Source organism: Patescibacteria group bacterium (genome assembly GCA_022563395.1).
Taxonomy (GTDB): Bacteria; Patescibacteriota; Minisyncoccia; order Minisyncoccales; family UBA10102; genus 01-FULL-49-22b.
In genome coordinates this window covers 326,776-349,915 of the sequence record JADFNM010000001.1, presented here as the reverse complement: position 1 = coordinate 349,915, position 23,140 = coordinate 326,776, and the positions used below count along the sequence as shown (strand labels likewise).

Sequence of the window (23,140 nt, the reverse complement as noted above, 5' to 3'; positions counted from 1 at the left end):
TTTTTCATGCCCGCTCTGCAATCTTCTTTCAAAAACTTCTCAAAGACCGGCGTTCACCTCCCACTGCCCTATCTTTTGCAGGTACAGCACGACAGCTGGAACCAGTTTTGGGCTGCAGATTTTAAAGCACTGCTCCAAGAAATCTCTCCCATTCGTGACCACACGAAAAAAGAGTTTGAGCTATGGTTTTTAGATTTCAAGATAGGAGAGCCAAACTACGCCTCAGACCTAGATGCAAAAGAAAATGATGATTCCTTTGAGGCTTCCTTGCGAGTAAAGGTTCGCCTGGTGAATCTGAAAACCAAAGAACAAAAAGAGCAGGAGGTTTTTTTAGCTGACTTTCCTTTAATGACAGAACGCGGCACGTTCATTATCAATGGCGTGGAGCGGGTTGCCATTTCGCAACTCATCCGCTCCCCTGGAGCTTTCTTTACCGGGCAGAACGTTACTGCAACAAGAAAAATCTTTGGTGCAAAAATTATCCCCAATCGTGGTGCTTGGTTGGAGTTTGAGACCGAAAAATCAGGCTTTATTGGTGTTCGCATTGATAGAAAGAGAAAGGCGCCTGTTACCACGCTTTTGAAGGCATTTGGCTTGGAGACCGAAGAGGCCATACGGAGTGCATTTCAAGACGTGGACACGGGAGAGGTGAGTTTCATTACGGAAACTCTGAAAAAAGATACCAGCAAAGGACAGGGCGAGGCCTTAGTGGAAATCTACCGAAGGTTGCGCCCCGGTGACTACGTGACTCCAGACACGGCAAAAGAGCTCATCTGGAATATGTTCTTTAATTTTGAGAGATATGATCTTTCCCGGGTTGGAAGATGGAAAACTTTGCAGCGTCTGCCAGCGTTGAAGCATAAAACACAAAGCGTGAGACATGAAACCCAAAACACAAAAAGTGTTTCACGTTCCAAGCTCCAGGTTTCAGGAGAGGAGATTACCATTGAAGATCGCGTTTTGAAGTTAGAAGATGTGATAGAAGTGCTCCGCGAAATCATCCGGCTCAATAATACACCAGGGGTACAGCCAGATCAGATTGACCACCTGGGGAACAGAAGGGTGAGGACCTTTGCTGAGTTTTTGCAGAATAGGTTGCGGGTTGGATTTATGAGAATGGAACGAATTATAAAAGACCGGATGTCTACCTTGGATTCTGCCACGCTGACCCCTGTCCAGTTGGTGAACCCCAGGCCGGTCATGGCTATAATCAAGGAGTTTTTCACTTCTTCTCAGATTACCCAGTTCATGGACAACGAAAATCCCTTGGCGGAGCTGGAACACAAGAGAAGGGTGTCAGCAACCGGGCCTGGCGGATTAACAAGAGAGAGGGCTGGATTTGAGGTCAGAGATGTACAGCCCTCCCACTATGGAAGAATTTGCCCCATTCAAACTCCAGAAGGTCCCAACATTGGTTTGGTGGGGCATCTGGCAAGCTATGCTCGCCTCAACTCCTATGGGTTCTTGGAAACCCCGTACTTTTTAGTAGAGAAAGGAAGGGTAACAAAAGATGTAAGATACCTCAATGCTTTTGAAGAAGAGCAGGAGATTATAGCGCATGCGGGAACTCCTTTGGACAAAAATGGTAAGATTATCCCAAGTAAGGTGGAGGCCAGGGTAAAGGGGGAGCCCAGCATTGCCGCAAGAGATACCGTCACCCTTTTTGATGTTGCTGCAGAGCAGTCCATTTCTATCGCAACTGGCTTAATTCCTTTTTTGAGAAATGATGATGCAAACCGTGCCCTCATGGGTTCCAACATGCAACGCCAGGCAGTTCCTCTGCTTCGTCCTCAAAGCCCTTTGGTGGGAACCGGCCTTGAAGAAAAGGTGGCAGAGGATTCAGGGCTTGCCATAATGGCAAAAGAGGATGGCACGGTCGTTGAAGTTGATGCAAAACACATAGCTTTAAAACCAAAAAATGGTCGTGTTACAACTCATAACTTAAAGAATTTTGTCAGGACTAACCAGTACACCTCTTTTCATCAGCGTCCTATTGTAAACATTGGAGACAAAGTAAAGAAGGGACAGGTTATTGCAGACGGAGGCGCCATTGACCAAGGGCGTCTGGCCTTGGGAACCAACCTGTTGGTTGCCTTTATTTCTTGGCATGGAGGGAACTACGAGGATGCCATTATCATCTCAGAGCGGCTCGCACGAGACGACCGGTTCACCTCAATTCACATTGAGGATTTTGTAGCTGACATCAGGGAAACCAAGCTGGGGCCCGAAGTCATCACTTCAGACATTCCCAATGTTGGAGAGGAGAAACTCAAAGATTTGGACGAGGAAGGAGTGATTCGCATTGGAGCCGAAGTAGGCCCCAACGACATTTTGGTAGGGAAAATCTCTCCGAAGGGAGAAGCTGACCTTACCGCAGAAGAGCGATTGTTGCGCGCCATCTTTGGGGAAAAGGCCCGTGACGTGAAAGATAGTTCTTTGTTAATGCCGCATGGAAAACGAGGAAAAGTGGTTAATGTAAAGATATTTGAAAGGGCCCAGGGTCACAAACTGGAACCCGGCATTATAAAGCGTATCCATGTTGAGGTAGCGGAGTTAAGAAAGGTGCAGCCAGGAGACAAACTGGCAGGACGTCACGGAAACAAAGGAGTTATTTCCTTTGTGTTGCCAGAAGAGGATATGCCATTCATGGAAGATGGAACCCCCGTGGATATTGTTTTAAACCCTCTTGGCGTGGCATCTCGAATGAACATTGGCCAGATTCTGGAAACCCACCTTGGCTGGGCAGCAAAAGAAGGCGGATACTATGCTATAACTCCTGGGCTGGCAGGGGCCACCGAAGAGGACATTAAAAGTGAGCTTAAGACGCAAGGACTCCCGGAAGATGGAAAGGTGACCTTGTTTGACGGGCGAGACGGGGAGTCCTTCCCCCAAAAGATTACGGTTGGGTACATTTACATGATGAAGTTAATTCACATGGTGGAAGACAAGATTCACATGCGTTCCATTGGTCCCTATTCTTTGATTACTCAGCAGCCCCTGGGAGGAAAGGCACAATTTGGAGGGCAGCGGTTCGGGGAAATGGAGGTATGGGCCTTGGAAGGATATGGAGCCTCACACACCTTGCAAGAAATGCTTACCATCAAGTCAGACGATGTGCCGGGAAGAGCTTCAACCTATGAGAGTATCTTGCGGGGAAGTCCCATTCAGACCCCAAACCTCCCTGCTTCCTTTAGCTTGTTGGTCGCTGAGCTGAGATCTTTAGGTCTAAACATTGAGCTAAAGGAAACCCAGCAAAAAAGAGAAGCAAGAAATAACCAAGAGAACCATGAGGGTAACTGATTTAGAATCGATTCGGATTAAGCTGGCCTCTCCCGATAATATTCTTTCCTGGTCTTTTGGGGAGGTTACGAAGCCCGAAACCATCAATTACCGAACCCAGAAGGCGGAAAAGGATGGGTTGTTTGACGAGCGCATCTTTGGCCCGGAAAAGGACTATGAATGTTACTGTGGGAAATATCGAAAGATCCGATACAAAGGCGTGGTGTGCGACCGGTGTGGGGTTGAGGTAACCAAATCCTCGGTTCGGCGAGAGCGTATGGGGCACATCAAGCTTGCCGTACCCTGTTCTCATATTTGGTTCTTGCGGGGACTGCCGTCCCGCATGGGCTTGGTTTTGGACATTCCGGCCTCGTCTTTAGAGCGAGTCATCTATTTTGCCTCCTACATTGTTACCAATGTTCATGAAGAAACGAAACAAAAAGCTGCTGATGAGATTGACGCGGAATTCAAACAAAAGGTAAAAGGACAGACAGAAAAAGAAAAGCAGGACCTAAAGGGAGCGCGGGATAGGGCAAAAGAGGAGCTTCGAGGACTTCAGCCAATGAAAATTCTTTCTGAATTAGAATACCAGAACCTTTCTTTAAAATATGGGCAGGTCTTTGAGGCGGGAACTGGAGGGGAAGCTTTGCGTAAGATCTTTGAGGAGGTGGATTTGAAAAAGTTGCTCAGCCAGGTAAAAAAGAACCTAGAAAAGGCAAGTATACAAGCTAAGCGAAAGCTTTTGCTTCGCCTTCGATTCATCCAAGGCATGATTGAGTCATCTATTCGACCCGAGTGGATGTTTTTAACGCACCTGCCTATTCTGCCCCCTGATCTTCGTCCCATGGTGCAGTTGGATGGTGGAAGGTATGCTTCCTCTGACTTAAATGACCTGTACCGCAGGGTTATTAACCGAAACAACCGGTTAAAGTATCTTTTGGATATTGGAGCCCCAGACGTTATTGTGCGCAACGAAAAGCGAATGCTGCAAGAAGCAGTGGACGCCTTAATTGACAACTCCATGAGAAAGGGGCAAATGACCCAGGCTACCACCGGGGGAAAACGCCTGTTGAAATCCTTAGCTGATATGCTCAAGGGAAAGCAGGGAAGGTTTCGTCAGAACCTTTTGGGAAAGCGCGTGGATTACTCTGGGAGATCGGTAATTGTAGTTGGCCCCACCATGAATCTTGATAACGTAGGGTTGCCAAAGCGTATGGCCTTGGAACTTTTTAAACCCTTTGTCATTCACAAGATCTTGGAACGGGAGTTTGCTTTTAATGTCCGAGGGGCAAACCGTTTGATTGAGCAAGAAACCGATGACATATGGGCGATCTTGGAAGAGGTTGTTTCAGAAAAACTTGTGCTTTTAAACCGCGCGCCCACGCTTCACCGTTTGGGAATTCAGGCTTTTTACCCCCTGCTTGTGGAGGGGGCGGCAATCCGCCTACATCCCTTAGTGTGTTCTGCCTACAATGCTGACTTTGATGGAGACCAGATGGCAGTTCACGTCCCGCTTTCCAAGGAAGCGCAAGAAGAGGCACGAGACCTTATGCTGTCTCACAGGAATCTGCTCAAGCCCGCCACAGGCATTCCGGTGACAAGCCCAAGGCAGGACATGGTGCTTGGGTGTTATTATCTTACAGGCGTGGATCCTCCAACAAGCTCAGGACAAGTAAGGCAGCAAAAGAATTTTGCGTTTCCCGAAGAAGCAATGCTTGCCATGGAAGCCGGGGTTGTTAAATTGCGAGAGATGATAAAGGTCCGGCTCTCAGAAAACTGGGGAGGCGATGCAATTTCTCTTGTTGAAACCACAGCGGGACGGATTATTTTCAATGAGTCCCTGCCTTTGGGGTTCCCCTTTATGAACGAGCAGATTACGGCAAAGAAAATGGAACGCCTGGTAGCAGACATCATCAAGCACTATCCTGCCAAAGAAGCTCCCGGGATGTTGGACAAGATAAAGGAGCTGGGATTTAAATATGCAACCAAGTCCGGCGTTACCTGGGGTATGGATGACCTTTTGGTGCCGCCAGAGAAAAAACAACTGCTTAGCGTCGCAAGAAAAGAGGTTGAGGTCATTGACTCCCACTTTGCAAAAGGATTCCTTTCTAAAGAGGAGAGATCTGCCAAGGTTATTGAAATCTGGCAGCGGGTAAAGTCCAGCATAGAGAAACTCGTGCCAAAAGCGTTGCCAGAAGGCGGCTCGGTGTTCTCCATTATTGACTCTGGGGCAAGGGGGTCTTGGTCACAACCAGTTCAGATGGCAGGAATGAAAGGGTTGGTGATTAACCCGGCCGGGCGTATCATTGAGTTGCCCGTGATCAGTTCCTTTAAGGAAGGGTTTAACGTTTTGGAATACTTTATTTCTACGCATGGTGCAAGAAAGGGAACCGCAGACACCGCCTTGAGAACATCTACTGCAGGATATTTGACTCGGCGCTTGATTGATGTTGCTCATGATGTGTTGGTGACCTTAAGCGACTGTAAGGATACCGAGGGCATTACCATTACAAAAGCTGCAGCAGAAGAACTTGGGCAGAATATTGCTTTAAAACTTGCTGGCAGGATGTTTTTGACAGACCTGAAGGGGATTGTTAAAAAGGGGCAATACATTGATTGGGATATGGCGCAACAAATAGGGGAAGATGAGAAGGTATCTGAAGTTCAGGTTCGCTCCCCCCTGTCTTGCAGGGCAGTGCGTGGAGTATGTCAAAAGTGCTATGGGTGGGACCTGGGAAGAAACCAGGAGGTTGAACTTGGAGCTGCAGTCGGCATTGTGGCCGCGCAATCCATTGGAGAACCCGGAACACAGCTTACCATGAGAACCTTTCACACAGGAGGAGTTGCTGGAGGAGGTGACATTACCCAGGGTCTTCCCCGTGTGGAGGAAATCTTTGAAGGAAGGACTCCTTCGGGGAAGGCAGTAGTCTCTGAAGTGGACGGGCAGGTACAAGAAGTGACTCCAGAAGGAATAGTAAGGATTAAAGTGATTAACGACAAGCAACATAAAACGCGTAACCTGAAACATGAAACCAAAAAATCTGGCATGCAGGTTTCAGGTTCCAAATCTCAGGATTCGGGAGTTATGGAATACCAGATTCCAGCAAAGAGAGCTTTGTGGGTGAAAGTTGGAGACCTGATCACACAAGGCCAGCAGCTCTGCGAAGGACACCTAGACTTACAAGAGGTATTCTCCTTAACCGGGAAAGAAAATACTGCAAATTATATCGTAAGAGAGGTGCAGGGCATTTATACCTCCCAGGGTGCTTCTATTCATGACAAACACATTGAGATCATTGCACGTCAGATGTTTTCTCGGGTTCGCATCAAAAATGTAGGAGACACCAAATTCACGGAGGGGGAGGTAATAGAACGGACCGTGTTCTTAGAAGAGAATGCCAGGGTGAAGAAACTCACAAAGAAAAGAGCGAGCGCCGCGCAGCTTCTCCTGGGCATTTCCAAAGTTGCCCTAACCACAGACAGTTTTCTGTCTTCGGCTTCCTTTCAGGAGACCTCCCGCGTTTTAATTAAGGCAGCTTTAGAAGGGAAGGAGGACCGGCTGCGAGGCTTAAAGGAAAATGTAATTATTGGAAAACTCATTCCAGCCGGCACCGGATTTAAGAAAAAATAGCATTATTCAATAGAATCAATCATGCTTAAACGAGATTTAGGAGATATGCGTTTATCTCAAAACAAAAAATCGCCAAGGAGGCGATTTTTTATGAAGACGGATTTCCACAATGTTAGTTTGGATAGATAAGGGATTCTTGGTATAATACAGAAACAATCACACAGTAAATTTTACGTGGCAAGAAAGAAACAGAATAAGAATAAGGGAAACAAAAGAGGGCTGAGTATTCAGGTGCCAGACGACGCCAAGCGAAAGATAGCTGGCGTTTTGATGTTTGTTCTGGCGCTCATCTTTGCCTTTGCTTTCTTTCAAAAGGCAGGATTTGCCGGAACCCTTCTCTTTTCTGGTGCAGTTCTTGTGCTCGGGAAAGCGGTATTTCTCATTCCCTTGTTCTTGGTGATTGCAGGGTTGGTGTTTTTTGGTATGCGCTACTGGGGTTTATGGCAGGTACTGCTCGCTTTAGCGTTGCTCTTTTTAGGAACAGGGGGGATTGTGGGAACTGTGGCTCGCTTTCAAGAGTTAAACATTCAAGAAGTTTCAGGTTGGCTTGGACTCTTGGTTTCCTGGCCCGCGTTTTCTGCTTTTGGATTCTGGGTTTCAGAGATTATCTTTGGCGGCGTGGTTTTAGTTTCGGGTATTATCTTTTGGCAGCTTTTGGACCACGAAAGGATCAAGGAGTCTTCCTTTGCGCAAGGAGCAAAGGAAAAGGTAAAGAAAATCTTTGAACCCAAATTTGAAGTAGAGGCAGTAGAGCCAGGGCCCAAAGATGAGGACTTAAAACCAGAAGAGCAAGAAGTCGCCTCAGCGGTACCTCGCCACGGAGGCGGGAAAGAAGAAAAGGATAGAGGTTTTCAAACCTTGCCTTTGGCCGGAAACTACCAGTTCCCGCCTTCTTCGCTTCTGGAAACAGAGAGCGGTGTTCCCAATGCGGGGGACATTAAGATATATTCTGCAATTATTAAAAAGACGATGGCAAACTTTGACATTCCAGTGGAGATCTCCGAGGTGAATATTGGGCCCGCAGTCACGCAGTATGCGTTTAAACCGGCCGAGGGCGTAAAGCTCTCAAGAATTACTGCGCTTTCCAGTGACTTGGCCTTAGCCTTGGCAGCGCATCCCATTCGTATTGAGGCCCCCATCCCAGGGAGGTCTTTGGTGGGAATTGAGATTCCCAACAAGGCACGAACCACAGTCCGCCTGCGCACCTTAGTTGAAAACTCCAGATTCAAGAACTCTACTGATCCATTGTTAATGTCTTTGGGAAGGGATGTTGCAGGAAGTCCCATCTTCACGGATTTGGCTCGAATGCCCCACCTTATGGTTGCAGGAGCTACGGGAACCGGAAAAACCATTGCCTTAAACAACATTATCTTAAGCCTGATTTACCGCAACCCACCCTCCAACCTCAGGTTTGTCTTGGTTGACCCAAAGCGAGTGGAGTTTCTGGTGTACAACGACCTTCCCCACCTCCTAACCCCTGTTATCTTGGATACCCAGCACGCCCTCAACGCCTTAAAATGGCTGATAAAAGAGATGGAACGGAGGTTTCAGGTGTTGTCTGCTGCAAGGACAAAAGACATTGCAAGCTACCATGCGCTCTGGCAGCAAGAACAACAAAAGAAGAGAAAGGAAAGGAGTGAGGAGGTAGAACAAATGCCCTACATTGTCGTCATTATTGACGAGTTAGCTGACTTAATGGCTTCTCGAGGAAAAGAGGTTGAGGCCTTGGTGGTGAGATTAGCCCAGATGGCGAGAGCCGTTGGCATTCACCTGGTCTTGGCAACCCAGCGCCCTTCTGTGGAGGTCATCACCGGGTTAATTAAGGCCAATATTACTGCCCGCATCGCATTCCAGGTTGCTTCACAAGTGGATTCACGTACCATCCTAGACGCGGCTGGCGCAGAAAAGCTCTTGGGAAGGGGAGACATGCTGTTCATTTCTTCTGAGTTTTCCCGACCAAAAAGAATTCAGGGTTCTTATGTCTCAGACAAGGATGTAAAGCACGTGGTGGAGTGGATTCAAAAGAACACCAAAGACTATGTCAGAGAAGAGATTGCAGAAGATGAGCTTGCCAAGGCAGCAGCAAGCGGCATGGAAGCCATAGAAAACAGGGGAGACGACGAGGATCCTATGTATGAGGAGGCAAAGAGGGTAGTTGTGGAATCCAAGAAGGCATCAGCTTCCTTATTGCAAAGGCGCTTGAGGGTTGGATATGCCAGGGCTGCCCGTTTGCTGGATATTTTAGAGCAGAGAGGAGTTATTGGTCCAGGAGAAGGAGCGAAACCCAGAGAGGTGTATGGTGTCCCTCAAGGAGAGGGTGCTGGCGCCTCTGACTGGTTTTCTCCGTAATTTTTACTAGAATACAAGAACATGGCAAAAAAGAAACAAGAAAAAAAAGAATTAGCAGACCTCCAGGAAGCCATAGATGAGATAAAGCAGAGGTTTGGAGAGGGAGCTATCATGCGCCTGTCTGAAGCCAAGGCCATGGATGTTGAGGTTATCTCCACCGGATCAGTTTCCATTGACCTTGCTTTGGGAGTTGGAGGAGTCCCCAAAGGAAGAGTTATTGAAATCTATGGGCCCGAAGCAACCGGGAAAACCTCTCTCTCACTGCATATTATAGCTGAAGCGCAAAAGAAGGGGGGGGTTGGAGCTTTTATTGATGCAGAACACGCTTTGGATCCTGATTATGCAAAGAAGATTGGAGTGAACGTGGATGATCTGTTGATTTCCCAACCAGATTCCGGCGAGCAGGCCCTGCAGATTTTAGAAACCCTGGCAAGGTCAGGCGAGGTAGCCGTCATTGTTATTGACTCGGTTGCAGCCCTCACTCCCAAAAGTGAGATTGCAGGGGAGATGGGGGAGTTTCCGATTGGCCTGCAAGCCCGGTTAATGTCTTCTGCCTTGCGAAAACTCTCTGGGATTGTTTCTAGAACAAAGACAACCGTTATCTTCATAAATCAGATTCGAATGAAGATTGGGGTTATGTTCGGAAACCCAGAAACCACACCGGGAGGATTGGCCCTTAAGTTCTACTCCTCGGTTCGCATTGAGCTGCGCCGCATTGCACAGTTAAAATCCGGAGACCAGATTATCGGGAACCGTCTTCGAGCAAAGATTGTGAAAAATAAGGTGGCACCTCCCTTCAAGATAGCCGAGTTTGACATCTATTACAACGAAGGCATTTCTGCTGCAGCGGACCTTTTGAACGCAGGTTTAAAAGAAGGAGTGGTCAAGAAGGCAGGTTCCTGGCTGCAGTACGAAACAACAAAACTGGGGCAGGGCATGGAGGCCTCAAAAAAGTTCTTACAAGAGAACCCCAAGCTTGCAAAGGAGATTCGAGAAAAGCTACTTAGCTGAGGCAGAGAGCAGACCCAAGTGCCGCGCTCGCTTGATTGCCTTGGCTATGCGTCTTTGATGGGTGGAACAAAGCCCTGTTTTTGTTTTGGGGCGTATCTTTCCCAATCCTGAAATGTAGTTTCGAAAGAGTTGAGTATTCTTAAAATCAATGTCTTTAATGTTCTTTTTGCACAAATAGCACTCCATAGCTAAAAGGGTATGTCTTTAACGTCAATATCTTCGTTTTCTTCAATGACTGGGATTTCTTCCTTGCCCTCCGAAGCTGCCCCCTCCGCCGAAGTGGCTACGGAGGCCGAGTCAGCGGAGGAGGGTTGGGAAGTTTGTGCTGTCCCGCCTGTTCCTCGTGGGCCTAGCTGCATTGTTTCTGCAACGATCTCGGTGCGGTACTTTTTTTGACCAGAACTGTCTTCCCAGGATCTAGTTTGCAATCTTCCTTCAATTAAGACCAAAGAGCCCTTTTGAAGGTATTGGGAGGCAATTTCTGCTAACCTACCCCACAAAACTACACTGTGAAACTCGGTTGCCTTTTGGCGTTGGCCTTGGGCATCTTTCCACATTCTATTAGTGGCAACCCTCAAGCTTGCCACCTGCTGACCAGATTGGGTGGTGCGCATTTCTGGTGCGTCCACACAATTTCCTACAATGTAAACTTTATTTAAATTCATAGATTGTCGTCTTTAAAGATTTCTTCCAGCTTTTTATCAATATCTCCAATTTCCACCTTTTCCTCTTCTGTTGGTTCGTGGGTTATGGAAGTTGCAACAGTTTTTGCAATGGTGCGCTCTTTTGCTTTTTGGGGGATATAGGAGAGCAGGGCGAATCTTAGGATGCTTTCTTTGGCCCTTAGGCTCTTTTCCACACCTTTAAGCTTTTGGGGGTCTAAGGCAAACTTCACAACCGTAAGCTCTGCCTCTGAGTGTTTTTTTACGAGAGCTGGAAGGGCGCGCCTTCCTTTACTGTCTTGGCTTATAATCAAAGCTCCCTCGTCTTGGAGCATGGATGCTATTCCACCCAAAAGTTCCTGGAGTTCAGATTCCATCAGGCCTACCTTGAGGAGTAGAGTAAGCTCATAGTTTCTCATACGCAGGTAGCATATCCTATTTGAGTTGCATGGTCAACCTCTGCTTAAATCTCGTTTAGGTGTGGATAACTAAATGAAATTTAAGCAAGAGCACAGTATGGTATACTAAGGTGGATGAACGTAAATCCCAGTATATTTCGGACATATGACATTCGGGGAAGGTATCCAGAAGAGCTTTCAGAAGAGGTGGTATCTCGCATTGCAAAGGCATATCTCAGGCTCTATCCCCATGTGAAAACCTTGGTGTTGGCTCATGATACGAGACTGAGTTCTCCTCTGCTTGCTGAGGCAGTAAGAGAGGTTTTTTTGGCCTCTGGAAAGAACGTTGTTGATTTGGGCTTGGCACCCGACCCCCTGTTCTACTTTACCCTGTTTCACCACGGATACGACGGGGGAATTGTAGTTTCCGGATCCCACAGCTTGGGCTCCTTTAACGGTTTGAGCATGAGCGTGAAGCGCGAAGGAGAGGATGTTCCCTATGACGTTGTTGGAGAGGAACTGAGCAGCATTCGTGATCTTGCAGAAGAAGAAAGGTTGATTTCAGCTGACGTTCCTGGGAAAGTAGAGACCAGAGATTCTGTTGAGGAGTACACAGAATATGTTTCTTCTCGCATTCGTTTGAAGCGTCGGCTCTCCTTGGTTGTTGATTCTGGAAACGGGGCCATGGGGTTTCTTCCAGAAAAGGTGTTCCAAAAGCTGGGGTGTACGGTGAGAACACTGTATGGAGAATATGACGGCACGTTCCCGAATCATCCGCCCGATCCTTACCAAGAGGAGAACTTAAAAGACTTAAAAGAAGCAGTGCTCAAAGATGGAGCTGACATTGGTTTAGCGTATGATGCCGACGGAGATCGGGTTGGCATTGTAGATAATAAAGGTAGGGTGGTGTCGGGAGATTTTGCAATGCTCATGTTGGCCTTGCAGGCAGTAAAAAAGCAGAAGGGACCCGTGGTGCATGACGTTCGAGTGTCCAAAGCTTTTTTAGACGAAATGAGAAAGTTGGGAGTTCCTACGCACTTTTCTGTTTCTCACCACAATGCGGTGATAAAGAAAATTGAGGAGACTGGAGCCGTATTCGGCGGAGAGATTACCCTGCATTTCATTTTTCCCCAGGAGTACTATCCTGTAGATGATGCTTTGTTCGCCTCTCTGAAGTTGGCTGAAATTGCTTCTTCACAGCAAGACTTTGCAGCATACATTGATACCCTCCCGCATTATGAAGCGAGCCCCGAGCTGTTTATCGACGTTCCAGACAAAACAAAGTTTGGACTTGTCAGCAAGTTGTTAGAGTATTTCAAGAAAGAGGGATATTCGCTTATTGATGTTGATGGAGCAAGGATTCAGCTTGAAAAGGGGTGGGCTTTAGTGAGAGCAGCCAATACAAGTCCACACGTGAAGTGTAGATTTGAAGGAGAAACGAAAGAAGATCTGGAAAGGATAGAACGGGATTTTCTTGACTTGTTTTCTAAGCTCGGCGTGCCCGTTACAAAAGAGCACTATCTGAAGCTCGGGCTTAGCTAGGCCTCTAGAAGTCCAACCTTCTCGCGAACTTCCTCCATGGTGTTTTTGGCAATGGAACGCGCCCTATTTTCCCCTTGGCGGAGGATTTCCTTTACGTAGAGTTCGCGTGAGTCCAGCTCTTTTTGCCTTTTACGCAATGGTTCCAGCTTTTTTGCGAGAAGATCTGCCAGTGATTTTTTAAAGGTGGCATATCCTTTTCCCTTGAACCTTTTTTCTATTTCTAGGATTGATTCACCAGAAAAAAGAGCGTATATGGTCAAAAGATTTGAAATCCCCGGCTTTTTTGTGGGATTATATTTGATTTCTTTGCCAGTATCGGTAATGGCCCCCCGAATCTTTTTTAAGATGCTTTCTGGTTCTTCAAAAATGCTAATAAAGGATTCTTTCGCATCAGATTTTGACATTTTTTTCTTTGGTTCTTTCAGCGACATGATTTTTGAGCCTTCTTTCACCAAAATAGTTTCTGGCTCTGGGAATGTTTTTCCATAGGTTAAGTTAAACTTCTTTGCAATGCTGCGGGCAAGTTCCAGATGTTGCGTTTGGTCTTTTCCCACAGGGACCCCTTGTGTTTTGTACAAGAGGATGTCAGCTGCCATTAAGGCAGGGTAGGTTAAAAGCCCTGCGTTGATATTTCCGTGTTGCTTTTTTACCTTGTCTTTAAACTGGGTCATGCGTTCCAACTCCCCAAGAGGGGTGAGGGTGCTGAAAATCCAAGCTAACTCGGTGTGTTCTTTGATGTGGGACTGTATAAAGATAATGCACTTTTCAGGATTGAGCCCTACAGAAAGAAGCTCTACAAACTTTGCGAGAGTGGTCTTGGAGAATTGTTTTGGGTCTTGCAAAGCAGTGAGCGCATGCAAGTCAGCTACCATAAAAAAGCAGTCGTGTTTGGCTTGGAGTTCGGCCCAGTTTTTGGTAGCTCCCAGGTAGTTTCCAATATGGAGCTGTCCTGTTGGTTGTATGCCAGAGAATATCCTCATTGCACCATCATACCTCAATGATGACGGGTAATACCATGGGGTGACGGTCCAGTTTCTTTTGGAGAAAATCAGAAACCTCTTTTTTCACCTGGTCTCTTACATGCACCCAGTTGACAGCTCCACCGGTTTGAGATGCCTTATTTACGACTCCCACCACTCTGCGCCTTACGTCCCGCAGGAGATCTTTGGATTCCCTCAGGTAAATGAAACCGCGTGAGATAATGTCGGGGGAGCCCCGCACGGTTCCTTTCTGGCGGTCCACCACAACAATAATTACGAACATACCGTCTTTGGCCAGGTTCTGGCGGTCCCGCAGCACAATCTCTCCAACATCTCCCACACCCAAACCATCAACCATAATGAGGTTTGCGGGGACACTCTTTTTATCAATGGAGATTTGGCTTCGGGTCAGATGTATGATATTCCCGTTTTCCGGTATGACGATATTTTTTTCAGGGATACCCTCTTCCCTTGCCAGGTCAGCATGGGTATACATCATGGAGAACTGTCCATGAATGGGCATAAAGAACGTGGGCTTTAAGTATGAGATGAGTTCTTTGAGTTCTTCTTGATTGGCGTGCCCCGAAGCATGAATATCCATCATTTTATAATGGAACACAATGGCGCCCTGTCTATAGAGATGATCTTTCACAAATTGCACCGTTCTCTCATTGCCCGGAATAACAGAAGAGGAAAAAATGACAGAATCTCCCCGTTGGATTTTTAAAACCTTGTGCTCTTTGTTGATAATGCGCATTAAGACCGCATTCTCTTCTCCCTGAGCTCCCGTGGAGAGAATTGTTATCTTGTTGTCGGGGTATTTTAATACCTCTTTTGTTGTAAGCAGGGTTCCCTTTCTTGCCTTAATATACCCCAGTCGTTTTGCAATCTCCACATTGGTTTTCATGGAATATCCCTCAATGGCAACCCTCCGTCCGTATTTTTCAGAGAGTGTGATGATTTGTTGGATGCGGTTGAGCAAAGAACTAAAGGTTGCGGTAATGATTCTCCCCTGTGCTTTCTTGAAGATTTCGTCCAGGTTTTCCATGATGACCTTTTCTGATAGGGAATGATTGGGCTGTTCCGCGTTTGTGGAGTCAGACATTAACAGTAATACCTTGTTTCTCCCAATCTTTTTAAAACGATTATAGTCTGTTGGGGGATCATTGACTGGGCTGTCGTCAAACTTAAAGTCTGAGCTGTGGACAATGTTTCCTTGCGACGTTTCAATAACAAACCCGAAGTTGTCGTTGATATTGTGGTTTTGTCGAAAGGGCTCTATTTTAAACGGCCCGAGCCTCAATATTTTCCCGTCTTCTATGGGAGAGATTTTGAGCTTTGGCTGGCGCGAGAAATCCTCCTGGCGTTTCAAGAGAATGCCTTTTGCAAGGGGAGCTACAAACATGGGAGGATTGCCAAGTTTGCCTACCAGGTAGGGAATGGCGCCAATGTGGTCGAGGTGTCCGTGGGTGATGAGAATGCCAACAATGTCTTTTTCCCTGCCCCGCAAGGAAATAATGTTGGGAATGATATAGTCAATGCCCGGCATGTCTTCTTCTGGCATGCGAAGACCCATGTCAATAATGAGGATTTTGCCCTGGTCCTCAATGACCATCATGTTTTTCCCAACCTCACCTAATCCTCCTAGGGGGATAATCTTTATTGGTTGCGTCTGTGGTTTTGTCATATGTGAGTTATTTATTTATCTTTGGTGCCTGGGGCGAGACTTGAACTCGCAAGCCCGTGAAGGCACTAGCTCCTGAAGCTAGCGTGTTTGCCAATTTCACCACCCAGGCCTAAAAGCTCCAAACTCGTTTTGTCTTTATATACCAATCCAAAACGCCAGAAAACCTTTGTGAAGGCTCAGACAAGAGCTGTCCTTTCACGTCCTTAATTTTCTTTGAAACAACATACTGGAAAGGAAGGTCATAGAGCGCTATTGCTGGAAGGTCTTTTAACAGAAGGCTTTGGAGCTCAAGCAGGAAATTGCTCCGGTCTTTTGCGTTTAAACTCCTGCGGATTTGTTCAAGCAGTGTGTCTGCATCTGAGTTGTCGTATCCTGAAAGGTTAAGCCCCGGGTCTTTTACTTGAGAGGAGTGCCAAAAGGGAAGGGGGTCTGGAATTCTGCTGAGAATTTCTCCAAACAAGAGTATTTCAAAGTTTCTTGGTTTTAGCACATCTCGTTCCAATTCGCCAGAGGTGAGAAAATTAATCTTTGTGGCGATTCCCAGCTCTTTCCATGAATCTGCCACAAACAGGGCTACGTCTTTTAAGGGAGACTGGTCTAGGGTGGTAAGAGTGAGCTTAAACGGAGTGTCTTCTTCTGGAGTAGAGCATACTTCATTAAGCCTTGCACGGGTTGCGGGACCCACTGTTCCTGTTCCCTTGCTTAAGCCTGAGGGAGCCAAGACATCCTCTGCATATTTTTCTTGAAATCGTATGACCGCAGCCTGGGTTGCGGGTCCAAACACCCCGTTTACCGTGCCGTCAGGATATACATTGGGGTCTAGCGATAGGCATTGTTGCAAAGCAGTCACTAAGGCGCCTTGGTTTCCTCGGCGAAGGTCTGTTGAAAACTCGCTTGAAACTGCAACCTTTACCAAATTTCCCTGCTCTGTTTTTTGGTATCCTTCTTCTTGAAGCAAGGTAAAGGCTTTTGCAATATCTTTGTCCTGGATTGGAGGATTGGTAAACAAAAATAGGTCAGGCCGCAGAAGAGAAGACAGCAGAATTGCATTTCCTGCAAACACTTTTTTGTTTAACTCTTGTTGGTCAATTCCGAGGGCAAGCGCTTTTCTGACATTTTTTTCTGCAACCGGAGAGTTTGCTTCAAGGTTAAAGAATAAAGAGTAGGAGCGTGGAAGAGAAAACTCGTATAGCTTTAATGCGGGGTTGCGGAATCTTGAGGGGGCGGGGTTTATGAGAGAAAAGCTCTGAAGCTTGCCCGCATCAGCTTCGCGGAGCAACTCTTCTTCTGTTTCAAAGAATTTGAACACGAGTTTCTCAATGTATGGGCCCAAAAGATGGTATCTTGAATTTGCCCTGAGCTGTATTTCACTTACCGAGCCTGACTTGGTGCGTTTTACATCAACCAAGCGATAGGGGCCAGTTCCTATGGGCTGAAGGTTATATATGGAAAGAGCAAAGTTTTCAGGACTAATTTCTTCCCATACGTGCTTGGGCAGGATTTTTAAGGTGAGACGTTCTGGGAAGCTTGCAAAAGGGTCTTTTAAAACAAATCGTACCTTAAGAGGAGAAACCTTTTGAACATTAACTCCCACCCAGTTTGCCCTCACCGGCGACTTGTACCTGGGGTCCTGAATGGTCTGTATGGTAAAGAGAATATCGTCTGCGTCAAAGCCGTAGCCGTCGTGCCACCTCACATTGTCTTTTAAGTTTACCTCAAATACTCTCCCGCCTTCCGAAACGCTGTAATTCTCTGCAAGGTCGTAAGCGAGGTTACCATCATTGTCGTAACGGAGCAGCCCAGAGAACAAAAGTTGGCTCAAACTTCTATCAATGTCGTTTACCTCAGCATACACGGGGTTTAAAAAGCGAGGAGAGCCCACCATGCCCTCGGTTACCTGACCCCCCCTGGCCGGAGTTACTACGGTGTAGGTGATATAGATATGGGAAGCTAAGAACAGAAAGGAGCCCAAAAAGAGAACCAGAAGCAAGAGCAGCCCCTTCTTTTCTTTTAGAGAAAGAACGCGGGGCAGTTTTGTCCATTGATCAAACGAGGGAAACCTGAAGTCCCGCACAAAACCAGAAAAGTTGTCAAAAAGAGGAGATTTTCGAAACATTACCTAAAAAAGGAGATTGAGCAGGGCAAGGGCTACAAAGAGAATACCCAATGTAACGGTTGCCCAGTAGAGTTTTTGTTGGAGCCCACGCCTCGCGGCGTAGAATCCTTCACCTCCGCCTCCAAAAATGCCGCCCAACCCTCCTCCACGCTGCTGAAGAAGGATGGCAACCACCAAGAGGACCGCTACGACAATTTGCGCAATGCTTAAAGGATTCATACTTTACCTCTGCCAAACAGAGAAAGGACTACGGTAGCTCCTGCCACCGCAAGCCCGGTCCACAACAAAGAGGTTATACCAAGAATGTTGAGTTCGGGAAAGAGAATGTCCAAGATCCATACTCCCAAAAGAGTGAGGGCCACCAGAACCACGAGTTTCACAATCAAAGAAAAGAGGTTCAGCAAGGGGCGCGATACAGCGATGATAATACCAAGAATAACACCTGCAATCAAGAAGCTTTTCAGATTGCCCGTAAAGCTAACTCCTGGAACGAACTCCGTTGCAATCCAAAGGCCAGCCAGTCCTGCAAGCAAAGAGAGTACAATTGTCTGCAGCATTACCTTAGTATATAGGTATTCTCTCGTTTCGTCAATAATACAGATAATGCCTAAATCTCGTTTAAGCATACATGCTTAAACGAGATTTAAGAGGACCTCATTTAAGAGGACCTCAAGAATAGGTTTTTTGAGCGTAGGGTACGGTGATATTTAATGGCAAAGCGGTGTGCCTCATCTCGAATGTGCAAGAATAAGTTTTCCAGCGGTCTTGGCAGATCTCGGAGTAATACTGACTTTGGCTTTTTTGGAAAGAACAGTTCATTCTGTCTCTTTGCCAAAGCTACGATTTTAATACCTCGTAACTTAGTTAAACTAAGTCGTTCAGACCCTGAAGGGTTTTCAGACCCGAAGGGTTGGGGATAATTTGACGAGATTAAGTTTGAAATGGCTTTGAGAACTGAGGTGAGTTGGCCCTTGCCGCCGTCAATAACCATGAGCTGGGGGTAGGGCCACTCTGGATGCCGAAGGCGCCTTTCAAGAAGTTCTTTCATCATGGCGAAATCATTTGGGTCGGAGCCAACTGCTTGGTTCCGACGGGCATTGTAGCGAGGCGTCCCTGTCGAGCGTTTAGCAATGCCCCGGCTCTTATTATGTACCAATCGAATCTTGTATTTTTTATAGTACTCCTTTGCAGGAACTCCTTTAAGAAAGGTAATCTGGGAACCCGTTGCCTCCTTACCCTGAATGTTGGAGATGTCGTATGCCTCAATGCGGGTAATTCTCTTTTTGGTCAAAAAGAGCTTTTGCAGTTCTTTTTCTATCATGGTCCAGTTAAGGGAAGGCGAAACCTCGGGAGAAAGAAGCCGTGCATGGGAAATGATGTGTTCTAAAGAAAGAAACTGGTCTCTTAATCCTGCCGCCTTTTCAAAATCCTGGTTCTTTGCCGCGCTCTCCATATCTTTTTTTAGTTGTTTCAACACCGAGGTTTTCTTTCCTAAAAGAACAGCAACAAGATTGCGTATGTTCTTTTTGTATGCTTTTTTGTTAGGGGTGGGGCCTGGGCATAGATTCAAATGACAGTACTGACAAAGAAGAGTCCCATGCTTTTTTGCCGTGTAATAGGGGAATACTCTTCTTAACAATCTTAGCACTCGCTTAATTGCCTTTCCTTCGGTAAAAGGACCAATATAGTCTATGCCCTGGCGGAGGGAGCGTCCGACGGAGCGAAGCTCGGGAGGGGCCGTGGGTATGGCGCGCGAAGCGACGGTGGATGCTCCCGTAGCGGAACCTGTGGGTTGATGAGTGAGAAATACTCGTGGAAAGTTTTCTTTAGTTATTGCGACATAGAAGTACTTCTTGTCGTCTTTCCACATGACATTATACTTTGGCTGCTTTGTTTTAATGAGTTTTGATTCCAGCAGCAAAGCATCAATATCTGAGTCTGTTTTGATATATCCAACCCTGGTTACGTCTTTAATGAAGAGGTTGTCTTTGTAGATGATTTTTGCAAAGTGGTTTTTGACCCGGTCTTTGATGTTGGCTGCCTTTCCTATATATAAGATTGTTTTGGGAGACGACAAAGCATAGACACCGGGTGCCTTGGGAAGTATTGAGAGTTTTGCTTTTAGAATATATCGAAACTTCTCCATAAAAATAGTATAGCAGAAATAGGAAGCCCCAGAGTCGAAACTCCGGGGCTATACTGACCAGGTTTGCTTAGTGTGCAGTGCCGTTTTCTGGGGGTGCGGCGAGTATACCTCCGAGGATAACTCCGAAAAAGTATCCGACGAAGGCGACAACCATCATGCCTGCGAGAATTCCAATAGGCTCGCTCGCCGCTTCAAGCCCCATCCAGAACCCGAACGCGCCGCCCAAAACAGCAAATAGGACGCCTGTGACAAGAGCTATCTTTTCCTGGCGCATTTCCTGTTCGTTCATCGTATCCTCCGTCTGCTGACTGATTTTTTTGGCCGTGAGCTAGAATTTTTCATATCATATATTTCTCTCTTTGTCAATAATTGCAGGTTCCCCATTCATCTCTTGAAATGATTTGATAATGAGTGTATAATTGCACCGACATGGCGCAAGATCTCATTAAAATTAGGGGAGCAAGAGTCCATAATCTAAAAAACATTGACGTTGACATCCCAAAGGGGAAGCTTGTGGTTATTACCGGGCTTTCTGGTTCTGGGAAAAGCTCTCTTGCCTTTGATACCTTATATGCTGAAGGACAAAGAAGGTATGTAGAAAGTTTGAGTGCATACGCCCGCCAGTTTCTGGGTATCATGCAAAAACCCGACGTAGACAGCATTGAAGGCATTTCTCCTGCCATTGCCATTGACCAGAGAAAAGGGGCGCACAATCCAAGGTCTACGGTTGGAACCATTACGGAGATTTATGATTATCTCCGTCTTTTGTTTGCGCGGATTGGCATACCCCATTGCCCAAATTGCGGCAAGGTAGTTTCCAGGCAATCTGTTTCTCACATTGCGCTGCAGGTGCAAAAACTTCCCAAAGATACCGAGGTTGCCATTTTAGGTCCTGTGATAAGAGAAAGAAAGGGTGAGCATCAAGGCATTTTAGAAGAGATTCAGCGTTCCGGGTTTGTGCGAGTTCGGATTGACGGTATCGTATACCGCATTGAAGAAGCCCTGGAAAAAGAGTTGGACCGCAAAAAGAAACATTCCATTGAAGTTGTAGTAGATAGGTTGACCATGGAAAATGATTTGGACCGCCCCCGGCTTGTTGATTCTTTAGAGACCGCGTTAAAGCTTGGAAAGGGCATGGTGATGATAAGTCAAAAATCAAAAGCAAAAAATCAAAATGATGTTGACCTTGTTTTTTCAGAGCGGTTTGCCTGCGAGGATTGCGGTATCTCTTTGCCAGAGATTGAGCCCAGGGTCTTTTCTTTCAATTCTCCTTTTGGAGCATGCCCTGCCTGCCAAGGGTTGGGAGAGAAGTTGGAGGTTGATCCAAAACTGGTCATTCCCAATCCCCGGCTCTCCATTGCAGAAGGCGCTATTTTCCCCTGGGCCCATGCTTCCCATAGGATAGGGAGGCAGGGATTCTTTTGGTGGAAACTGGAGGATTTGGCAAAAGAGCGCAAGTTTTCTTTGGATAGTCCAGTTAAGGATTTACCCAAAAAAGCGATTGATTTAATACTCTACGGAGATCCCGCCCCGCACCGAAGCGAAGCTTCTGGTGCGGGGTTTGAGGGTGTGATTCCTTGGCTAGAGAGGAGATACCATGAAACCGATTCTGAATATGCAAGGGAAGAAATTGAGCAGTATATGGTTGAGAAGATTTGCGTCAAGTGCCAAGGAAAGAGATTAAAGCCAGAGGTCTTGGCAGTGACGGTTGGCTCAAAATCCATCCACCAAGTAGTGAACCTTCAGCTTAATCACACCAAAGAGTTTTTCTCCAAGCTCTCTTTAAAAGAGTACGAAAAGAAGATAGCCCAACCCATAATAAAAGAAGTGTTGAATAGACTTCAGTTTTTGATTGACGTTGGGTTGGAATATTTGACCCTAGCAAGAAAGGCAGGAACCTTGTCTGGGGGAGAAGAGCAGAGAATACGGCTTGCAACCCAGATTGGTTCTAAGCTCGCCGGAGTCTTATACATATTAGATGAACCATCGGTTGGTCTGCATGCAAGAGACCAATACAGGTTGATTGCAATATTGCAGAAATTGCGCACATTGGGCAACACCATTGTAGTGGTAGAGCACGATCCCCAAACCATCCGCTCTGCTGACTGGGTGATAGACATTGGCCCCGGAGCTGGAAAGCACGGAGGCCGTGTTACATTTACGGGTACTCCTGCAAAACTGAAGAAATCTCGCACCCTTACTGGTGATTATCTTGCGGGGAGAAAAACAGTCACGATGTTGAGGCAAAGCGGGGTCAGACCCCCCCTTCAAGGCAGAGCGGGGTCTGACCCCGCTCAGCACCCCACTCAGCATTTCCTTACAATAAAGGGAGCTTCCCACAACAACTTAAAAAACATTGACGTAAAAATACCTTTGGGAAAGTTGGTGTGCGTGACCGGAGTTTCTGGTTCTGGGAAGAGTTCTTTGATAAACGACATTTTGGCAAAAGCCCTGCTCCAAAAGTTCTACAAGGCAAAAGAAGAGCCGGGAGCACACAAAGCAATTGAAGGCATTGAGTATGTAAATAAGGTGGTGTTGGTGGACCAGTCGCCCATTGGAAGAACGCCGCGCTCTAACCCCGCAACCTATACCGGAGCTTTCTCTGTCGTACGTGATTTGTTTGCCGGAACAAGAGAGGCCAGGGTAAGGGGCTATGCTTTGGGCAGATTTTCTTTTAACGTGAAGGGGGGAAGATGTGAGAGTTGTGAAGGCCAAGGGTTAAAAAAGATTGAGATGTACTTTTTGCCTGATGTGTATGTTGAGTGTGAGGAGTGTCAGGGAAAAAGGTACATGAAAGAAGTGCTGGAGGTACAGTATAAGGGAAAGAATATTGCAGAGGTACTTGAGATGACCGTAGAGGAAGCCTTGGCGTTTTTCAAGAACATTCCATCGCTCGCAGCAAAGTTAAAAACCTTACATGATGTTGGTCTCTCGTATATTGAGTTGGGACAGCCGGCCCCCTCTTTGTCTGGCGGGGAAGCACAGCGGGTAAAGCTGGCAACAGAGCTTGCAAAGAAAGCAACAGGAAAGACCTTGTACATATTAGATGAGCCAACCACCGGGTTGCATTTTGACGACGTAAAAAAACTCTTGCAGGTTTTAGGAGAACTTGTAGATAAAGGAAACACCGTGCTGGTTATTGAGCATAATTTGGATTTGGTGCGTAATGCAGACTGGATTTTGGATTTAGGACCGGAAGGCGGAGAAAAAGGAGGCGAGCTTGTTGCAGAGGGCACTCCCAAGGAAGTAGCAAGAGTGAAAAAGAGCTACACGGGCAGGGTTCTTTGACAATTCGGCCGTTTTATGATTTGTTAGAAGCGGCTTACTATAATCCTACGG

16 protein-coding genes and 1 tRNA gene are annotated in these 23,140 nt (G+C 46.6%); 6 read left to right on the top strand and 11 right to left on the bottom strand.

Going from position 1 to position 23,140, the window contains the following annotated elements:
• Positions 1–6 precede the first annotated feature (6 nt).
• The 4 genes from rpoB (at position 7) to recA (ending at position 10,270) form a co-directional block, all read left to right on the top strand.
• The gene (rpoB, locus tag IH982_02005; GenBank protein ID MCH7828625.1) at positions 7–3,300 is read left to right on the top strand and encodes a DNA-directed RNA polymerase subunit beta; all 3,294 of its coding nucleotides are present in this window, start codon (positions 7–9) and stop codon (positions 3,298–3,300) included.
• Positions 3,287–6,910 (top strand): DNA-directed RNA polymerase subunit beta', encoded by a 3,624-nt coding sequence (gene rpoC / locus IH982_02000; protein MCH7828624.1) that lies wholly within the window; start codon positions 3,287–3,289, stop codon positions 6,908–6,910. The genes rpoB and rpoC overlap by 14 nt, the downstream gene beginning before the upstream one ends.
• A gap of 174 nt (positions 6,911–7,084) precedes the next feature.
• Positions 7,085–9,259 (top strand): DNA translocase FtsK, encoded by a 2,175-nt coding sequence (locus IH982_01995; GenBank protein MCH7828623.1) that lies wholly within the window; start codon positions 7,085–7,087, stop codon positions 9,257–9,259.
• 21 nt (positions 9,260–9,280) lie between these two features.
• Complete coding sequence (gene recA / locus IH982_01990) at positions 9,281–10,270, top strand: recombinase RecA (protein MCH7828622.1); 990 nt, start codon at positions 9,281–9,283, stop codon at positions 10,268–10,270.
• Here recA and IH982_01985 read toward each other — a convergent pair.
• Genes IH982_01985 through IH982_01975 form a run of 3 tightly spaced genes read right to left on the bottom strand, consistent with a single transcriptional unit; the run spans position 10,259 to position 11,351 of the window.
• Positions 10,259–10,456, bottom strand: coding sequence for a 30S ribosomal protein S18 (locus IH982_01985; GenBank protein ID MCH7828621.1), 198 nt, complete (start codon positions 10,454–10,456; stop codon positions 10,259–10,261). The two genes, recA and IH982_01985, sit on opposite strands and share 12 nt — an antisense overlap.
• A 2-nt stretch (positions 10,457–10,458) precedes the next feature.
• Positions 10,459–10,935, bottom strand: a complete 477-nt coding sequence (locus IH982_01980) for a single-stranded DNA-binding protein (GenBank protein MCH7828620.1) — start codon at positions 10,933–10,935, stop codon at positions 10,459–10,461.
• Positions 10,932–11,351: a 30S ribosomal protein S6 gene (locus tag IH982_01975; protein MCH7828619.1), complete on the bottom strand. Its 420-nt coding sequence runs from the start codon at positions 11,349–11,351 to the stop codon at positions 10,932–10,934. The genes IH982_01980 and IH982_01975 overlap by 4 nt, the downstream gene beginning before the upstream one ends.
• A 114-nt stretch (positions 11,352–11,465) precedes the next feature.
• Here IH982_01975 and IH982_01970 point away from each other — a divergent pair, with 114 nt between their 5' ends.
• On the top strand, positions 11,466–12,872 hold the full coding sequence (locus IH982_01970) for a phosphomannomutase/phosphoglucomutase (GenBank protein MCH7828618.1): 1,407 nt from the start codon (positions 11,466–11,468) through the stop codon (positions 12,870–12,872).
• On the opposite strand, the gene trpS is transcribed toward IH982_01970, so the two are convergent.
• The 8 genes from trpS to IH982_01930 form a co-directional block, all read right to left on the bottom strand.
• Positions 12,869–13,852, bottom strand: coding sequence for a tryptophan--tRNA ligase (gene trpS, locus IH982_01965; GenBank protein ID MCH7828617.1), 984 nt, complete (start codon positions 13,850–13,852; stop codon positions 12,869–12,871). The genes IH982_01970 and trpS overlap by 4 nt on opposite strands.
• Positions 13,853–13,859: 7 nt before the next feature.
• Positions 13,860–15,539 carry a ribonuclease J gene (locus IH982_01960; protein MCH7828616.1) on the bottom strand — a complete coding sequence of 560 codons (1,680 nt, stop codon included), beginning with the start codon at positions 15,537–15,539 and terminating at the stop codon, positions 13,860–13,862.
• Positions 15,540–15,561: 22 nt separating this feature from the next.
• Positions 15,562–15,648 (bottom strand) — tRNA-Leu (locus IH982_01955).
• Positions 15,649–17,655: a hypothetical protein gene (locus tag IH982_01950; GenBank protein ID MCH7828615.1), complete on the bottom strand. Its 2,007-nt coding sequence runs from the start codon at positions 17,653–17,655 to the stop codon at positions 15,649–15,651.
• 3 nt (positions 17,656–17,658) lie between these two features.
• Positions 17,659–17,874, bottom strand: a complete 216-nt coding sequence (gene secG / locus IH982_01945; protein ID MCH7828614.1) for a preprotein translocase subunit SecG — start codon at positions 17,872–17,874, stop codon at positions 17,659–17,661.
• Positions 17,871–18,212 carry a hypothetical protein gene (locus IH982_01940; GenBank protein MCH7828613.1) on the bottom strand — a complete coding sequence of 114 codons (342 nt, stop codon included), beginning with the start codon at positions 18,210–18,212 and terminating at the stop codon, positions 17,871–17,873. Before IH982_01940 ends, secG begins: the two co-directional genes overlap by 4 nt.
• A 101-nt stretch (positions 18,213–18,313) precedes the next feature.
• A complete protein-coding gene (locus IH982_01935; protein MCH7828612.1) occupies positions 18,314–19,801 on the bottom strand; it encodes a UvrB/UvrC motif-containing protein in 1,488 nt (495 codons plus the stop codon).
• A 67-nt stretch (positions 19,802–19,868) separates the two neighbouring features.
• Entirely contained in the window at positions 19,869–20,090 is a 222-nt protein-coding gene (locus IH982_01930; protein MCH7828611.1) for a hypothetical protein, read from the bottom strand.
• 140 nt (positions 20,091–20,230) lie between these two features.
• On the opposite strand from IH982_01930, the gene uvrA reads away from it, so the two are divergent.
• Entirely contained in the window at positions 20,231–23,089 is a 2,859-nt protein-coding gene (uvrA, locus tag IH982_01925; protein MCH7828610.1) for an excinuclease ABC subunit UvrA, read from the top strand.
• Positions 23,090–23,140: the final 51 nt, after the last annotated feature.

Bases quoted from the DNA above. Each gene is read 5' to 3' on its own strand.
- rpoB (MCH7828625.1), top strand. From the start codon at position 7: ATGCCCGCTCTGCAATCTTCTTTCAAAAACTTCTCAAAGACCGGCGTT.
- rpoC (MCH7828624.1), top strand. From the start codon at position 3,287: ATGAGGGTAACTGATTTAGAATCGATTCGGATTAAGCTGGCCTCTCCC.
- recA (MCH7828622.1), top strand. From the start codon at position 9,281: ATGGCAAAAAAGAAACAAGAAAAAAAAGAATTAGCAGACCTCCAGGAA.
- IH982_01985 (MCH7828621.1), bottom strand. From the start codon at position 10,456: ATGGAGTGCTATTTGTGCAAAAAGAACATTAAAGACATTGATTTTAAG.
- IH982_01980 (MCH7828620.1), bottom strand. From the start codon at position 10,935: ATGAATTTAAATAAAGTTTACATTGTAGGAAATTGTGTGGACGCACCA.
- IH982_01975 (MCH7828619.1), bottom strand. From the start codon at position 11,351: ATGAGAAACTATGAGCTTACTCTACTCCTCAAGGTAGGCCTGATGGAA.
- IH982_01970 (MCH7828618.1), top strand. From the start codon at position 11,466: ATGAACGTAAATCCCAGTATATTTCGGACATATGACATTCGGGGAAGG.
- trpS (MCH7828617.1), bottom strand. From the start codon at position 13,852: ATGAGGATATTCTCTGGCATACAACCAACAGGACAGCTCCATATTGGA.
- IH982_01960 (MCH7828616.1), bottom strand. From the start codon at position 15,539: ATGACAAAACCACAGACGCAACCAATAAAGATTATCCCCCTAGGAGGA.
- IH982_01950 (MCH7828615.1), bottom strand. From the start codon at position 17,655: ATGTTTCGAAAATCTCCTCTTTTTGACAACTTTTCTGGTTTTGTGCGG.
- secG (MCH7828614.1), bottom strand. From the start codon at position 17,874: ATGAATCCTTTAAGCATTGCGCAAATTGTCGTAGCGGTCCTCTTGGTG.
- IH982_01940 (MCH7828613.1), bottom strand. From the start codon at position 18,212: ATGCTGCAGACAATTGTACTCTCTTTGCTTGCAGGACTGGCTGGCCTT.
- IH982_01935 (MCH7828612.1), bottom strand. From the start codon at position 19,801: ATGGAGAAGTTTCGATATATTCTAAAAGCAAAACTCTCAATACTTCCC.
- IH982_01930 (MCH7828611.1), bottom strand. From the start codon at position 20,090: ATGAACGAACAGGAAATGCGCCAGGAAAAGATAGCTCTTGTCACAGGC.
- uvrA (MCH7828610.1), top strand. From the start codon at position 20,231: ATGGCGCAAGATCTCATTAAAATTAGGGGAGCAAGAGTCCATAATCTA.